General features: G+C 71.5%; 16 protein-coding genes. 9 read left to right on the forward strand and 7 right to left on the reverse strand.

Annotated features, from left to right (window positions below; genetic code table 11):
- The first annotated feature begins 251 nt into the window (after positions 1 to 251).
- The 5 genes from IF20_RS23990 to mctP all read left to right on the forward strand — a co-directional run bounded on the left by IF20_RS23990 (position 252) and on the right by mctP (position 7,618).
- Positions 252 to 662, forward strand: a complete 411-nt coding sequence (locus tag IF20_RS23990; protein ID WP_052867346.1) for an OsmC family protein — start codon at positions 252 to 254, stop codon at positions 660 to 662.
- A 29-nt stretch (positions 663 to 691) separates the two neighbouring features.
- Complete coding sequence (locus tag IF20_RS23995) at positions 692 to 2,677, forward strand: FAD/NAD(P)-binding protein (RefSeq protein WP_052867347.1); 1,986 nt, start codon at positions 692 to 694, stop codon at positions 2,675 to 2,677.
- A gap of 2 nt (positions 2,678 to 2,679) precedes the next feature.
- On the forward strand, positions 2,680 to 4,353 hold the full coding sequence (locus IF20_RS24000; RefSeq protein WP_052867348.1) for a histidine phosphatase family protein: 1,674 nt from the start codon (positions 2,680 to 2,682) through the stop codon (positions 4,351 to 4,353).
- A gap of 18 nt (positions 4,354 to 4,371) precedes the next feature.
- Positions 4,372 to 5,898, forward strand: a complete 1,527-nt coding sequence (locus IF20_RS24005) for an MFS transporter (RefSeq protein WP_052867349.1) — start codon at positions 4,372 to 4,374, stop codon at positions 5,896 to 5,898.
- 91 nt (positions 5,899 to 5,989) lie between these two features.
- A complete protein-coding gene (mctP, locus tag IF20_RS24010) occupies positions 5,990 to 7,618 on the forward strand; it encodes a monocarboxylate uptake permease MctP (RefSeq protein ID WP_052867350.1) in 1,629 nt (542 codons plus the stop codon).
- A gap of 70 nt (positions 7,619 to 7,688) precedes the next feature.
- Here mctP and IF20_RS24015 read toward each other — a convergent pair whose 3' ends face one another.
- Positions 7,689 to 8,294, reverse strand: a complete 606-nt coding sequence (locus IF20_RS24015) for a TetR/AcrR family transcriptional regulator (protein ID WP_052867351.1) — start codon at positions 8,292 to 8,294, stop codon at positions 7,689 to 7,691.
- 137 nt (positions 8,295 to 8,431) lie between these two features.
- Here IF20_RS24015 and IF20_RS39315 point away from each other — a divergent pair, with 137 nt between their 5' ends.
- Positions 8,432 to 8,578, forward strand: coding sequence for a hypothetical protein (locus IF20_RS39315; protein WP_199896719.1), 147 nt, complete (start codon positions 8,432 to 8,434; stop codon positions 8,576 to 8,578).
- Between the two features lie 149 nt (positions 8,579 to 8,727).
- Positions 8,728 to 9,375: a peroxiredoxin-like family protein gene (locus tag IF20_RS24020; RefSeq protein WP_052867352.1), complete on the forward strand. Its 648-nt coding sequence runs from the start codon at positions 8,728 to 8,730 to the stop codon at positions 9,373 to 9,375.
- A 26-nt stretch (positions 9,376 to 9,401) separates the two neighbouring features.
- On the opposite strand, the gene IF20_RS24025 is transcribed toward IF20_RS24020, so the two are convergent.
- The 4 genes from IF20_RS24025 to IF20_RS24040 all read right to left on the reverse strand — a co-directional run bounded on the left by IF20_RS24025 (position 9,402) and on the right by IF20_RS24040 (position 13,049).
- Positions 9,402 to 10,643, reverse strand: coding sequence for a cytochrome P450 (locus IF20_RS24025; protein ID WP_110944477.1), 1,242 nt, complete (start codon positions 10,641 to 10,643; stop codon positions 9,402 to 9,404).
- Between the two features lie 47 nt (positions 10,644 to 10,690).
- Positions 10,691 to 11,116: a hypothetical protein gene (locus IF20_RS24030; RefSeq protein ID WP_052867353.1), complete on the reverse strand. Its 426-nt coding sequence runs from the start codon at positions 11,114 to 11,116 to the stop codon at positions 10,691 to 10,693.
- Positions 11,117 to 11,322: 206 nt separating this feature from the next.
- On the reverse strand, positions 11,323 to 12,678 hold the full coding sequence (gene lysA / locus IF20_RS24035) for a diaminopimelate decarboxylase (protein ID WP_052867354.1): 1,356 nt from the start codon (positions 12,676 to 12,678) through the stop codon (positions 11,323 to 11,325).
- The gene (locus IF20_RS24040; protein WP_234426794.1) at positions 12,675 to 13,049 is read right to left on the reverse strand and encodes an SAV_915 family protein; all 375 of its coding nucleotides are present in this window, start codon (positions 13,047 to 13,049) and stop codon (positions 12,675 to 12,677) included. The genes lysA and IF20_RS24040 overlap by 4 nt, the downstream gene beginning before the upstream one ends.
- 327 nt (positions 13,050 to 13,376) lie before the next feature.
- Here IF20_RS24040 and IF20_RS24045 point away from each other — a divergent pair, with 327 nt between their 5' ends.
- Entirely contained in the window at positions 13,377 to 13,913 is a 537-nt protein-coding gene (locus tag IF20_RS24045) for a hypothetical protein (protein WP_052867355.1), read from the forward strand.
- Between the two features lie 51 nt (positions 13,914 to 13,964).
- Here the strand turns inward: IF20_RS24045 and IF20_RS24050 are convergent, their stop codons facing one another.
- Positions 13,965 to 14,144 carry a hypothetical protein gene (locus IF20_RS24050; protein ID WP_052867356.1) on the reverse strand — a complete coding sequence of 60 codons (180 nt, stop codon included), beginning with the start codon at positions 14,142 to 14,144 and terminating at the stop codon, positions 13,965 to 13,967.
- A gap of 181 nt (positions 14,145 to 14,325) precedes the next feature.
- Entirely contained in the window at positions 14,326 to 14,850 is a 525-nt protein-coding gene (locus tag IF20_RS24055) for an SRPBCC family protein (protein ID WP_052867357.1), read from the reverse strand.
- Positions 14,851 to 15,015: 165 nt separating this feature from the next.
- Between IF20_RS24055 and IF20_RS24060 the strand changes: the two genes are divergently transcribed.
- Positions 15,016 to 15,468, forward strand: a complete 453-nt coding sequence (locus IF20_RS24060) for a lamin tail domain-containing protein (protein ID WP_052867358.1) — start codon at positions 15,016 to 15,018, stop codon at positions 15,466 to 15,468.
- Positions 15,469 to 15,491: the final 23 nt, after the last annotated feature.

Here is a 15,491-nt window from a genome sequence, read left to right on the forward strand (position 1 = left end):
CTCCCCCAGGGAAACTCGCCTCAACATCTCGGAACGACTGTTCCAAGTTAGGCCGAGTGCGCGTTCAACTGTCAAGTACATATCAAGGGTTGGCCGCCGGGGCGGTAATCCGTTCGCGTCCAGGATCGTCCACGATCCGAGTGCCCCCGGCCCGCGGCTGCTGATGCTGTGGTCCGTCCCCGACCAGCGCACCGCGGCGCGACCGCCGCACAGCGCACGCCCCGCACCGAGACAGGAGCCGTGGCCCCGCCATGCCTGATATCGCCGTATCCCTGCGTCCCACCGGTGGCAGCGCCGTCGCCGGGCACGCCCGTACCCACTCCGTCACCGTCGACCGCCCCGCCGACAAGGGCGGCAGCGACAGCGGCCCCATGGGCGGCGAGTACCTGCTGCTCGCCCTCGGCGGCTGCTACTTGAGCACCTTCCTCGCCGCCCTGCGGGCCGAGGACGCCGAGGCCGAGGCCACGGATCTCGCGGTGACGGTCACCGGCACCCTCACCCCGGCCCCGACCCGGTTCACCGAGATCACCGTGGCGGTCGGCGCGCCCGCCGCTCGCCGGGATCTGTTCGACAAGCCGCTGCTGAAGGCCGAGCGCGGCTGCATCGTCCACCAGTCCGTGCGCGAGGCGATCACCGTCCGCTTCACGCAGCAATGGCTCTGACCGACCCCCACACCCGAGGAGACAGGACCATGCACACGACGACCATGGGCACGGAGTCCGACCCGACCGCGACGGCGGCCCGGATGCGGCGCGTCGTCCTCGTCGGTGCCGGATTCTCCGGCACCCTCACCGCGATCCGGCTGCTCCAGTTCGCCACCGGACCGCTGGAGATCTGCCTGCTGGAACGCGAAGAGGGCTACCGCTACGGAGGCCTGGCCTTCGGCCGCGCGGCCACCAACTGGGAGCACATGCTCAACATCCAGGCCGGGCGGATCACCCTGCGGCGCGAGCGCCCCGAAGACTTCCTGGAGTGGGCGAACGCCGAAGCGGACCGCTCCGCGTGGCCGCTGAAGTGGCAGTACCACACCTTCGGGGTCGCCTGCGTGGTGCCGCGGCGCATCTTCTCCCAGTACCTGGCCGAGCGGCTGCGCGGCGCCGTCGCCGACGCACGCGCCGACGTCACCCTGCGCGAGCTGAGCGGCGAGACGATCGACGTGCGGGCCACCGGGCACGGCGGCTACGTCGTCAAGTACGCCGACACGACGTGCGAATCCGCCGGCGTGCACGAGCTGGCAGCGGACCAGTTGATCCTGGCCACCGGACACCTCGCCCCCGTACAGGCGCCCTTCTACCACCGCATCCGCGGCCACCAGCGGTTCATCGCCGACCCGTACGCGCCCGACGCGCAGCAGCGGTTCAAGGAGGTGGGCGCCGAGGAGACCGTGCTGGTCACCGGTTCGGCGCTGTCCGCGTTCGACACCGTCGTCTCGCTCGTGCACTCCGGCCACCGGGGGCAGATCCTCATCTGCTCCCGTGGCGGCCACATGCACGACACCTACCCGGTCGACCACGAGCACGACATCTGGCAGGCCCGCCGGCCCCCGTTCCTCGACGCGGCCGAGCTCACCCCGGACGTCGTGGTCGAGGGGGTGACGGCCGAGTTCGCACATCTGCGGGCCGAGCACGGCGAGGGCGTGCCGGACGCGATCTTCGCGGAGCGGGTGATGAAGGCCTGGGAGCCCTACGTCATCGAGCTGATCTCCCGGATGGACGCCGGCGACGTGCGGGCGCTGCTGGACAGGTACAAGAGCCTGATCGTCACCCACCGCACCAGCACGGTGCGCGAGATCGGCGGCGTGGTGCGCGACCGGATGCGCGGCTTCAACGGCGCCCCGCAGACCGTGCACACCATCTCGGCCGCCATCCAGGACATGCGCCCCGCCGAGGACGGCACGAAGATCCGCGTGGTCTTCGCCGACCGGCCGGACGCGGTCGTCGACCGGGTCGTCAACTGCCTGGGCAACAACACCGACTACGAGCACACCGGGAACCCCCTGTGGACCGGCCTGGTCCGGCAGCACCGGTACGCCCGGCCCCAGACCACGACGCACCGCGGCATCGAGGTCGGCGCGCACGGGCAGCTCATCGGCGCCGACGGCGCGGTGACCGACGGCCTGTTCTGCGTCGGGCCGATGCGCCAGGGCGACGAGACCACCCGACGCGGCCGGCTCGGCGCGTTCGTCTTCAGCATCGGCACGCTGCGCAACCAGTGCTTCGACACGGCCATGGAGGTGTTGCGGCGGATGGACGAGAACACCCCGCACGAGGTGCGCATCCCCGAGGACGTCCACCACTGCCTGGTGCGCTCCACCGACTGGATCGTCGCCGACCTCGTCCCGCCGCTGCCGGACCGCGACGCCGCCCGGCTCCGCGAGCGCCTGCTCGCCCACGCCCGCGAACGCGCCTACCCGGCCACCCTCGACTACCTGCACGCCGTGGACCGCACCAGCCGGGACAAGTACCGCAGCGTCCGCGCGGACGAACTGGCCGACTTCACCGTCGCCGTCGCCCGCGAGTTCTCCCTCACCGACGAGCAGGCCCGCCGTCTCGTGTCGCTGCTGACGACGCTGGTGGAGAAGCACGCGGTGCACAACCTGTGCGACATCACGCAGCTGGCGCGCTGGGACTCCCCGTACGCCGAGCAGGTCAAGCACGCGCCGAAGAGGGAGTCCTGACCGTGTCCGCCACCACGCCGCAGACCCCGCCCGACCAGGAGATGCTCAGCCGGCTGTGCATGGTCCGGCACGGCGAGTCGACCTGCAATTCCGTGCACCGCATCGCCGGCCAGCGCGACGCCCCGCTGACGTTCCTGGGCCGTATCCAGGCCGAGCAGGTCGCCCGCCGCCACCGGGGCCGGCACTTCGACCGCGTCTTCGTCTCCCCGCTCACCCGCGCCTACGAGACCGCCGGGATCATCTTCGGCGAGGAGGACGGCGCCGGCCCCGCGCACACGGTGGACGCCCGGCTGATGGAGCGCGACTTCGGCAGCTACACCCTGGAGAGCAAGTCGATCCTCCAGCGCCGCCACGGCATCGCCGAGTACGAGCGCGCCATGAACGCCGACAGCCCCACCCAGCAGGGCGGGGAGAGCTTCGCGCAGTTCACGGGGCGGGTGCGCGCCTTCTACGAGCAGGAACTGCTGCCCGCGCTGCGGCGCGGCGAGACGGTGTGCGTGGTGTCGCACAAGTACGTCGTCGAGCTGATCTGCCGGTTCATCCTCGACCGCCCCGCCGAGGAGTCCTACGACCTGCGGCTGCCCAACTCGCAGATGCTCCAGGGCGACCGGATCCCGTCCTACGTCAAGAACGAGAACGAGACCATGAACATGGTCTACGACTGGATCGTCGTCAACCACCCCAAGGTCTTCTGCGCCGGTCTGGCCGCCGGCCTGCTGGGCAACTGGGCCGGGCTGCACGTGACCACCTCGCCCCTCGTACTGCTTGCGCTGCTGGTGGTGGCGAGTGTGATCACCATGTGCCGGGTCGAACTGGAGCGGGCCCGCGAGTTCGTCACCGACCGGGGCATCGTGCGCTCGGTCGCGGTGCGCTACCTCGCCCTGCCCGTCGCGCTCGCGCTCGCGCTGCGCTGGTGGGACGCGGGTCCGACCAGTACGGCGGTCACCGCGGCGATCTTCCTGGCGACGCCCGGTTCGGTGGTCGCGATGACGGTCAGCCGCTGCCTCGGCGGGATGATCATGCCGACGTTCGCCCAGGTGCTGCTCTCCTCGCTGGCCGCCGCCGGCTCCTTCTCCGCCGTGCTCGCGCTGACCTTGCGCGAGGGGGTGGGGGAGGCCGTCGCCATCAGCGCGGCCGCCTCCACCGGGGTGGTCGCCGCCGCCTTCGTCCTGGTCGGCCGGTTGCGGCGCCGCGCACCGATCCGCACCGCCAAGTTCGGCGAACGCTACGGCTATGTCGCCGTGCTGATCCTCACCGCGTTCATCGTGCTGGTCACCCTGAAGCTCGACCTGGGCGGCTGCACCGCGTACGCGCCCACAGCGGTGGGAGTCGCGGTGGGGCTGCGGCTGGTCGCCGCGGTGTGCAAGCGGCGCGGCCACGTCCAGAGCCTGGACGACTACACCGCCATGACGTACCCGAACGTCTTCGTCGTCGTCATCATCGCGGCGCTGACCGGCAACACCCATCTCGAACAGGTGGCGATCTGGACGCTGCTGCCGATGTTCGTCCTGTCGTTCTTCGACAGCTACTACGCCCGCTTCCTCGTGGTCGCTCCCGACGACGCCCGCTGGCCGGTGGTGCTGGGCCTCAAGGAACGGACCGACCCGCCGGCGCCGCGCGCCGAGCAGCCGCCCACCCCGGGCGCCACCCTTCCTCAGTCGCCTCAACACGTCTGACCGGTACAGGAGTTGACGATGACCACCGCCCCGCCGCCCGCCTCCCTGATACCCCGCCCCGTCCTGTTCTGGAGCGGCGTCGCCCTGACGTCCGCCGGCGTCATCGAGCACCTGTGGATGTTCCTGGAGTGCGCCCCCATGGACTTCGACATGTCGATGATGACCATGACCCCCGCCATGTGGGCGGCGATGGTGGCCATCGTGGTCGGCGTCGTGCTGTCCGCCCTGGCGCTGCGGCAGCCCGCCGGCGCCCGCTCCGCCCCGGCACCGGGCGCCGAAACGACCACGGCCGGCCGTCGTCGGCTCATCGCCATCCTGAGCTTCGCGCTCATCGTGGACCAGATGAAGCCCGCCACCCTCGCCTTCGTGTCCCCCGGCATGCGCCAGGAGTACCACCTCAGCGCCGCCGACGTGGCCTGGCTGCCCACCGTCGCCTTGACCGGCACCGTACTCGGCTCGCTCATCTGGGGGCGGGCCGCCGACCGGATCGGCCGACGCGCCACCATCCTCATCGCTTCCCTGCTCTTCCTGGGGACGACGGTGTGCGGCGCGATGCCCAGCTTCAGCGGCAACCTCATCATGTGCGCCATGATGGGCATGGCCGCCGGCGGCATGCTGCCCGTCGTCTACGCGCTGATGACCGAGAGCCTTCCTCCCGGGCGCCGCGCCGCGATCATGGTGCTGCAGGCCGGACTGACCACCACCGGCGGCTACATGGCCGCCTCCGGGCTCGCCGCGCTGCTGCTGCCGCTCAGCGGCTGGCGCATGCTGTGGTTCGCCCAACTCCCCCCGGTTCTGCTGCTGATCGCCCTGAATCGGTGGATCCCGGAGTCCGCAGCCTTCAGCGCGGGCAAGGAGCGCGCCACCCGCGTACCGGCCGCCACCCTCTTCCGCCGCCCGCAGACCACCAAAACCCTGATCGTCACCGCCTACGGCCTGGCCTGGGGACTGGTCTACTGGGGCTTCATCACCTTCCTGCCCAGCCAGCTGGAGGCCTCGCACAGCCACGGCATGTCCGCTGCCACCTTGCTGTTCCTCTCCTCCCTGCTGGCCATCCCCACCTGCGCCCTGGCCGCCTGGCTCTACACCCGCTGGTCGGCCAGGAACACCATGGTCCTCTACGCCGGCCTGACCGTCGCGTCCCTCGTCGCCCTGGCCGTCCTCGGCCTCGACGACAGCGGCCCCCTCACCCTGGCGGCTGTCATGCTGCTGTTCGCCGGCACCGCCGGTGTCATCGCCCTGCTGGGCCCGTACACGGCCGAGATCTTCCCCACCGCGATCCGCGGCACCGCCGGCGGCTGGGTGGCGGCCGTGGGCAAGTCCGGCGGCGCCTTCGGCCCGCCTCTGATCGCTCTCGTGCTCTCCGCCCCCGGCGGCATGCGCACCGCCGCGGTCTTCGTCGCCCTTCCGATGGCTGCCGCAGGCGTAGCCGTACTGGCCCGCGGCAGCAACCCCCAGGCCGCGCGGGAAGCCACCGACAAGACCCCGCTCGACGCCGAACTCGACAGCCTGCTGCACGACGCGCCGGTCCCCGCCCGCCCGTAGTCAGGCCCGCCCCCCCCGCGACCCCGCCGCACCACACGATCGGAGCTCCCGTGTCCGCAACTGCCTCGTCCCACAACGGAAGTGAGGTCACATGAAGGACGGCGTCAACGGCGTCGCGCTCGCCGTGTTCCTCTTCTTCTTCCTGGTCGTCACGGTCATGGGTTTCCTGGCCACGCGCTGGCGCAAGCCCGATGACGCGGCGTCGCTGGACGAATGGGGGCTGGGCGGCCGCTCCTTCGGTACCTGGATCACCTGGTTCCTGCTCGGCGGCGACGTCTACACCGCCTACACCTTCGTCGCCGTACCGGCCGCGATCTACGCCGCGGGCGCCGCCGGCTTCTTCGCGGTGCCCTACACGATCCTGGTCTACCCGCTGATCTTCACGTTCCTGCCGCGCCTGTGGTCGGTCTCGCACCGCCACGGCTACGTCACCACCGCGGACTTCGTGCGGGGCCGCTTCGGCTCCAAGAGTCTCTCGCTCGCGGTCGCCTTCACCGGCATCCTCGCCCTGATGCCCTACATCGCCCTCCAACTGGTCGGCATCCAGGCCGTGTTGGACGTGCTGGGCGTCGGCGGCGGTGAACACACCAACTGGTTCATGAAGGACCTGCCGCTGCTCATCGCCTTCGCCGTGCTCGCCGCCTACACCTACTCGGCCGGGCTGCGCGCCCCCGCCATGATCGCGTTCGTCAAGGACACGCTGATCTACCTCGTCATCACCGTCGCCATCGTCTACATCCCGATCAAACTCGGCGGTTTCGACGACATCTTCGCCGCCGCCCACCGCGCCTTCGCGCAGACCAACCCGGCCACCGGCGCCCCGCGCGGCGCGCTCGTCAGCGGGTCCGAGGCCCAGTGGACGTACGCGACGCTCGCGCTCGGCTCCGCGATGGCGATGTTCATGTACCCGCATTCGATCACGGCGACCCTGTCGTCGAAGAACCGCAATGTGATCCGCCGCAGCACCACCGTGATGCCCCTGTACACGCTGATGCTGGGACTGCTGGCGCTGCTCGGGTTCATGGCGATCGCGGCCGGGGTCGAGGTCGACAACGGTCAGCTGGCGATCCCCCAGCTGTTCGAGGACATGTTCCCGGACTGGTTCACGGGCGTCGCGTTCGCGGCGATCGGCATCGGCGCGCTGGTCCCCGCGGCCATCATGTCCATCGCCGCGGCGAACCTGTTCACGCGCAACGTCTACAAGGACCTCCTCAAGCCGCACGCGACGGCCGAGCAGGAGACCAAGGTCTCCAAGCTGGTCTCGCTCCTGGTGAAGGTCGGTGCGCTCGCCTTCGTCCTCACCATGGACAAGACCGTCGCCATCAACTTCCAGCTGCTCGGCGGCATCTGGATCCTGCAGACCTTCCCGGCCCTGGTCGGCGGCCTGTTCACGCGCTGGTTCCACCGGTGGGCGCTGCTCGCCGGCTGGGCGGCCGGCATGGCGTACGGCACCCTCGCCGCGTACGGCGTCGCCTCCCCGGCCCAGAAACACTTCGGCGGCTCCGCAGAGGAGATCCCGGGCATCGGCGAGATCGGCTACATCGGCTTGACGGCGTTCGTGCTGAACGCGGTCGTGACCGTGGCCCTCACCTGCGTCCTCAAGGCGCTGAAGGCTCCCGAGGGCGTCGATGAGACGTCGCCGTCGGACTACACGGCCGACGCCGGTGACGAGGGCGTCCGGGCCGAACTGCCGCAGCCCGTGGCGGGATCCGCCCCTTGATGAGGCGCGCGTGAGCGGGGCGGACGGGATGACGGTCTCCCGTCCGCCCCGCTCACGTCGTGCGTGGGAGTTACGCCGCCGCCGGTGCGGGCGCCCCGATCGATTGCAGCGCGGTGGTCACGCTGCGCTTGAGGGAGCGGGCGCTCGCCCCGGCACGGGAGCGCAGGTTCACCCCGTAGGCGACCAGAGCCAGCACGTCGGCCGCCGCTGCCGGATCGGCACCGTCCGTCAGCTGTCCGCGCGCCTGAGCTGTCACCAGGGCGGCGTGCAGAGCGTCGCGCAGCCCGCGATGGTGCCGGTCCAGGATGCGGGCGACCTCCGCGTCCCCGTTCTCCGTGCCCGCGTGCGCGTTGGAGACCATGCAGCCCCACCGTGCGTAGGCGCCCGAGCAGCGCGCCCTGATCAGGCCGCCGAAGAACTCCTCGATGGCGGGCAGGCCCCGCTCGTCCTCGGCGAGCCGGCGGAACATCGGCTGCGAGCGGTGTTCGAGGTAGCGGCGCAGCGCGGCCAGGTACAGCTCCTGCTTGCCGCCGAAGGTGGCGTACAGGCTGGAGCGATTCAGTCCGGTCGCCGCCACGACGTCCTGGATCCCGGTCGAGGCGACGCCCTGCTGCCAGAACAACAGCAGCGCGGTCTCCAGCGCCGCGTCCGGGTCGAAGTGTTTGACGTCCGGCATGGCCCACCTCACCAACTTGAAACAGGGGTTCCAAGATAACTCCGTGCGGCCTGCAGGTACAGGGCCGCGGGAAGGCGCCCGTCCAGGTTCGTCCAGGATCCCGGCGCACGGCCCGCCGTCGCTTCCACCCTGAGCGCATGAACCGCATACCCCCACTGTGGACGGCGGCATACGGCTCGCACGGCTCGTCGGCGCGTCGCTTCCTGGCTCGCCGGGCAGTCAAGACCGCGGCCTTCCTGCGCGCGCTTGCCCTGGCCGACCACCGTCCGTTCACCACGCTGTAAAGCCGTCACTCCGTAAATCCCGCTGAAGAACGTTGTGTTGGCAGGAGGCGCCGCTTGCCCTTATCTTGAAACAGTCATTCCAAGTTTTGGGTGGCCCCGGCTCCTCCCGGCCGGGGCCACGCACCCAGCGCCCACGGAAGGTCACACCCATGTCCCTCAACGCAGAACTGCGCACCTTCTACGAAGCCCGCCAGCAGCAGATCCCCGCCGAGGTGCGAGAGATCATGCAGCGGGCCGGCGCCGAACTCGCCGCCTCCGGCCAGGCCGACCGCGCCCTCGCCGCCGGCGCCCAGGCCCCCGACTTCACCCTGCCCACCGCCACCGGCGACACCAGGACGCTCGGCGAGCTGCTCGCCCAGGGGCCCGTCGTCCTCACCTTCTACCGCGGCGCCTGGTGCCCGTACTGCAACATCGCGCTGCGCTCCCTCCAGCAGCACCACGACGCCCTCACCGAACGCGGCGCCCGCCTCCTCGCCGTCTCCCCGCAGATCCCCGACGAGTCGCTCTCGCTCGCCGAGAAGCACGCACTCGCCTTCGACGTGCTGAGCGACATCGGCTCCGCCGTCGCCAAGACCTACGGCCTCGCCTTCGACCTGCCCGACGACCTCGCGGCCGTCTACGACCGGCTCGGCTTCGACCTGCAGCACGTCAACGGCGGTCACGCCCGCACCCTGCCGCTGCCCGCCACCTACGTCATCGACCGGTCCGGCACCATCCGATGGGCCTTCGCGGACACCGACTACACCACCCGCGCCGAGCCGGCCGACATCCTGGCCGCGCTCGACGCCCTCGGCTGAATCCCGATGCGCTCGGCTGGTCAGGGTTACTCCGTGTCCCAGGTGACGGGCAGGCTCTCGATTCCGTGGATGTCGGAGTCGGTGCGCAGGGGTACCTCCTCCCGCGGAACGGCGAGGCGGAGCGTGGGGAAGCGGGTGAAGAGGGCGGGGAAGGCGACCCGCATCTCGACACGGGCCAGTTGCTGCCCCAGGCACTGGTGGATGCCGTGGCCGAACGCGAGGTGCCCGATGGCCTTGCGCTGCAGGTCGAGGGTGTCGGGGTCGGGGAACCGCTGCGGGTCCCGGTTGGCGGCCTGCAACGACAGCGTGACCGTCTCCCCGGCCCTGATCAACTGACCGTCCAGCTCGACGTCCTCCAGCGCTGCCCGTGCCCCGGTGTGGGCGATGGTCAGGTACCGCATCAGCTCCTCGACGGCCTGGTCGGCGAGGCCGGGGTCGGCGCGCAGGGCGGCCGCCTGCTCGGGATGTTCCAGCAGTGCGAAGGTGCCGAGCGCCAGCATGTTGGCGGTGGTGTCGAGCCCGGCGGCCAGCAGGAACCCGCCCAGGCCGGCCAGCTCCTCGTCGGTCAGGTTCGTGGTGGTCAGGTCGCTGAGCAGGTCGTCGGTCGGCCGGGCACGCTTGGCCACCACCAGCTCACCGATCAGCTCCTGCAGCGCGGACAGGGCCGCGAACTGCTCCGCCACCGGGGCATCGGTACGGAACACGGCGGCGGCCTGGCGCTGGAAGCGGTCGCGGTCGGCGACGGGCACTCCCAGCAGCTCGCAGATCATGAGGGCGGGTACGGGATACGCGTACGCCGTCACCAGCTCCACCGCCGGCCCCTGACGCTCCATCGCATCCAGGTGCTCGGCGACTACCTGTGCCACGCGCTCGGTGAGCGCCCGCATCCGGCGGACCGTGAACTTGCCCATCAGCAGCCGCCGGTAGCGGGTGTGGTGAGGCGGGTCGATCCCGGTCATGTCGCCGACCGGGGCCGGCCCGATCTCCGGCGTGCCCTCGTACGGCATCGGGTGGTGCAGCAACTCGTACCGGGAGCTGAAGCGCGGGTCGCCGGCTATCGCGCGGATCACCGAGTGGCCGGTGGCCAGCCAGCCCAGGTGCCCGTCCGGGTAACGCATCCGGCGCAACGGCCGTTCCGCGCGCAGCCGCCCCAGCGCATCGGGCGGGTCGAAAGGGCAGCCCGCCGGACGCGAGGCCGGCAGCCCGGACAGCGGCGAAAGCGCTGCGGGCCTGGCGTCGGGCAGGGCGTCAGAGGTGGCGTCGGTCATGGTGTATGGCCTCCATCAGGAGTGGAGAAGCAGAGAAGTCGAGCGGGTCACCGGTCGCGCGCCGGCGGCTCCAGGGCCGTGGTGACGGCCCGTACCAGCCAGACGTTGACCGACAGCCCTTCGGCCGTGGCGGCCTCCTCGACCCGGGTCTTGAGGTGGGCCGGCAGACGGAAGTTGATGCGGGCCGTGCCGCCGTCTTTGCCGTCCGCCGGGCCGGGTGGCAGGAGTGTCCGCGGCGAGCTCACCACGAACTCGGGGTCGAGCCCGCGGAGCCGCACGTCCACCGAGCCCGGGGCCAGGTCGCGAGTGACCTCGTCCATGGCGTCGGACAGCGCGTTCAGCAGGGTGAGCCGGACGGCCCGCTCCAGGGGAGCGGTGAGCCGCTCGGCCAGCTTGCGTGCGGCCTCTCCGCCTGCGTCGGCGGCCACTGCGAGCTCCCGCCGGAGGGTGTCGACGTAGGGCGTGAGGTCCATGGCGCCAATATGGCACCATGATGGCGCCATGGCAAGGTGTGAAGGCGCCGCCGCCGTTCGGTGTGCCGACGTACGGCGGTTGGCTGTCCTTGGCTGTCCTTTCGTCATGTTGCGACGGTCGTCGGGTGACGGCGTGAGGCCGGGTGGTGCCATGATGGCGCCACCCGGCCTCGCTTGCCTCGTCAGCTCTTCGCCGGAGAGGAGGGCTAGCTGCCGATGTCGCGGCTGCGCAGATCCTCCAGCGTCTCGCGGCGTACGAGGAGGCGCACCGCACCGTCCCGCACGGCGGCCACCGGCGGGCGGCCGACGAGGTTGTAGGCGGAGGCCATGGACAGGTGGTACGCGCCGGCAGCCGGCACGGCGAGCAGGTCGCCGGGCCGGACGTCGCCGGGCAGCGGCACACCGGCCGCGAGCACGTCACCGGCCTCGCAGTGCCGGCCGACCACGGTCACCGGGGCGGGCTCGGCGTACGAGTGCCGTCCTACGAGGCGCGGCGCGTAGCGCACCCCGTAGAGCGCAGGCCTCGGGTTGTCGCTCATCCCGCCGTCCACGGCCACGAAGGTGTGCGCCTCGGTGCGCTTGACGGCGAGCACCCGGTACAGCGCGACGCCCGAGGGGCCCGCGATGGCCCGTCCCGGTTCGATGACGAGCCGGGGCACGGTGAGGCCGGCCGTCGCGCAGCTCTCGATGAGCTCGGCGCGTACCTTCCTGGCGAGCGCCGGGACGTCCAGCGCGGGCTCGCCCGGCCGGTAGGCGATGCCGTGCCCGCCACCGAGATCCAGCTCGGGCGGCACCACGCCATGGGTGTCGCGGACGCGGGCCATCAGCCCCACCATCCGGCGCACCGCGGCGAGATAGGGCTTGGTGCTCGTGATCTGTGACCCCAAGTGGCAGTGGAGTCCGGCCAGTTCGAGGCCGGGTTGGGTGAGGACCCGGGCGACGGCGTGCTGCGCACTGCCGTCCGCGACCGACAGGCCGAACTTCTGGTCGCCCGTGCCGGTACGGATCTTCTCGTGCGCCCCGGCGGTGATCCCGGGCACCACTCGGACCATGACCTTCACGCGGGTCCGCGCGGCGCCGGCCGCGGCCGCGAGGCGGGCGATCTCCGAGGGGCTGTCGATGACGATGCGACCCACGCCGAGCCGGAGCGCGGTCTCCAGGTCGTACGGGCTCTTGGCGTTGCCGTGCAGCAGGATGCGCTCGGGCGGCACGCCCGCCGCGACCGCCAGCTCCAGCTCGCCCGCCGAGCAGACATCCAGCCCGAGCCCTTCCTCGGCCACCCAGCGCGCCATGGCCCGGCACAGGAAGGCCTTGGCCGCGTACCGGATGTCGGCATCGGGGAAGGCGTGCACGTACGTACGACAGCGGGTCCGTACCTCGTCCTCGTCGAGCAGGTAGAGCGGCGTACCGAAGCGCTCGGCGGCCTCGGCGAGCGGCACGCCGCCCACGGCCAGGTCCCCGGTGGACAGCGGAACGGTGGAGGAGGGCCAGACGGACAGTTCGGCCGGCCCGGCGGGATCGCCCGCCACGGGTGCGGCGGGCGGCAGTCCTACGGTGGTCATGCGGCGCGCCCCCGAAGGAGGAAGGGGGCGGCCGGCGCGGCGGTGCGGTCGGGGACGTCGGTGCGGTGGGGCCTGGCGGCGTGCGGGTTCGGTGCGGCGAAGCGGGGGTCGACGGTGATGCGGGTGACGCCCAGCGGGGCGACGAGGGCGCGCAGCGCCGGCTCGGCCAGCCGGATCCACGCCACGCCGGGGCCGAGCGCCCCCACGAGCCGGTGCTCCGAGGTGAAGCCGACGGCCGTGCGGCAGCCGAGCGGCGTACGGCACAGGCGGGCCGCGTAGCCCATGGGTCCCGGCCGGACGGGCACGTACAGCGGCCCGGCCGGGACGTGTTCGAGGGGCTCCGGGTCTTCGGTGAACAGGCTCTCCGCCATGGCGTTCTCCAGGTGGTACGAGGTGGGTGGCAGCGGCCCCGACGCGGTGAGGGCGAGCCGGGGCCGCTGCAGACGGTATGTCCGGGACGACGGCCGGCCCGGTGGTCCATGACGGGACGCTGACGGTGAGCGGGACGCTCCTGACGGAATGCTGACGCGTTCTGACGAATGCCGGACCGTCGGCGACCGGTCGGGGCGTCACCGTGTGCGCGGGGTATCACCACCTCAGTGGTGGGGCGTCAAGGGGCCGTCAAAGCAGGCCCGTTGCGGTGTCAGTACGGCATCAAGGGGGAGTGCGGCGGCCGGCGGCGTCCTTACCGTCGACGCATGGAGTGCAGCCGCCACGAGTGTCCGCAGCCGCCTGAAGCGTCCGTCCGGGACCGCCGGTGGGCCGCCGGACTACGGGACGCCTGCCGGTACGCCGCGGCGTTCCTGGGGCTTCTGCTCCTGCTCGACAGCGCGTCGGGGCGGCTGACGCCCCTGCGGGCCGCACTGTGGGGGGTGCTTGCGGTGCTGCTGTTCGCCGTGCTGCTGCCGCCCCGCGTCACCGCGGGCCCCGGCCGGCTGGCCGTACGGGGGCTGCTGCGGGAGCGGCGGGTCCGTACCGACCTGCTGGTCTCGGTCCGCAGGACGGACGGGGTCGCGCAGCGGCTGGTGCTGCGTGACGTGTGCGGGGGCCGGGTCGAGATCGATCCGGCGGTGCTGACGGGGGACCCCGCGCTCTGGCGGCTCGTCGAGGCGGGCACCCGGAGGGCGGCCGAGCGCGGGCTCCTGCTCTGCGGTGCGACCGTGCTGCGGCAACTGACGCGGCAGGTCGACAGTGAGACGGCGCGCCTGGTCTTCAAGGTGTCCGGCCTTCGGTAGGCAGCGGGCCTCTGGGGCGACCGGTACGGTTCCGTGCCGGTCCCGGCCGGATCACCGGTCGCGGTGCCGCTCCGTGTCCCGGTCCGTGTCGTCGCCCTCCGCCTGTGACGGCGTGGTGCGGGGCATGTCGCGGCTGCGCCCGGAGCCTTCCGGTCGTCCGCGCTCCGGCTCCTGGCGCTCGCCCTCGGCCTGCGAGGGCGTCGGTTCGTACCTCGGGTCTGCGTCGCGCATGTGCGCCTCCCGGTCTTGCCGGTCGTCTCGTCCGGCACGGGTGCCGGAGCGATCATCGAGTACCCGGTGGCATTCGCTGCAAACCGCTGCAAATACCTGGATGGCGCACGGATGTCGCACCGGCAACGCGCGGAAGTGCGGGAAGGCGTGGCGAGCGGGGGCGGGGCGGGGCGCGTACGGCCTATGCCTCCGCGAGCGCCTTGACGCCCTCCAAAGTGGCCGTCATGCCCGTACGGAGCTCCGCGAGGCGAGCCTCTATGAGGTGCTCCTCGCGGTCGGGCATCCGGGCGATGACCGTGCTGAGCCCGGAGGCGCCGGGCCCGATGCGTACGGAGTGCCGCAGCAGGACGCCCCCAAAGGCGGGCGTCAGGGTGAAGCGCCAGGTGGCGAGCGCCTGCGCAGGGTCCGTGACGGGTGCGCCGAACCGGCCGGCGGTGTCCAGGACCGCCCAACCGAACTCGTGCCCGGCGGCAACGGTGACCAGTTGCGAGACGGTCCGCCACTCGCCGATCTTCGGGTGCCGGTTGTGTCCGGCGAAGCGTGCGCCGACAGCGGGCGCGGTGGCGCCGTCCAGCCACTCCACCCGCTGCAGTTCGGGGCTCAACCGGGCGGGCAGGCCGATGTCGCTGACCAGCCCCCAGACCCGCGGCGCCGCGGCCGCGATCCGTATCTCGCACTCGGCCTTCGGGCCGTCGGCATAACGCATCGTGTGTCCTCGTCTCCTTCGGTCGTGCAGAAAGTATTGGCCAAAGGAGCCGAGTTCATCACCTTCACACATTTCACAGAAAAACCGCTGAATGTTCGACTAGTTCGATATTCTGGTGTCCTGCTGAGTCCTTCCGGGGCTCGGCCCGACATCTGAGGATGCGCGTTGCTTCGTACACGTACGCTCGCCACCGCGGTGACCGCCGCCGCGTGCGCCGGGATCCTTGCCCTGCCCGCCCAGGCCGAGGCGGCCGGCTCGGTCCATCTGTACAAGATCTACTACGACAGCCCGGGCAAGGACACCCGCTCCAACTCCAGCCTGAACGCCGAGTACGTGCAGATACGCAACACCACCGGCCGGAGCGTGAGCTTGAAGGGCTGGACGCTGGTGGACGCCTCGCGCCACAAGTACACCTTCGGTACGTACTCCCTCGGCTCCGGCAAGACCGTGACCGTGCGCACCGGCAAGGGCAGCAACACCCAGGCCACCCGCTATCAGGGCCGGGCCGCCTACGTCTGGAACAACGACAGGGACACCGCGACGCTGCGCACGTCCGCCGGTCGCGTCCAGGACACCTGCTCGTACAACTCCACGCGGTCCGACTACAAGATGTGCTGAGCCGGGCGCAGCGGAGCCGTCCG

The sequence above is a fragment of the Streptomyces niger genome (assembly GCF_000718305.1).
Taxonomy (GTDB): Bacteria; Actinomycetota; Actinomycetes; order Streptomycetales; family Streptomycetaceae; genus Streptomyces; species Streptomyces niger.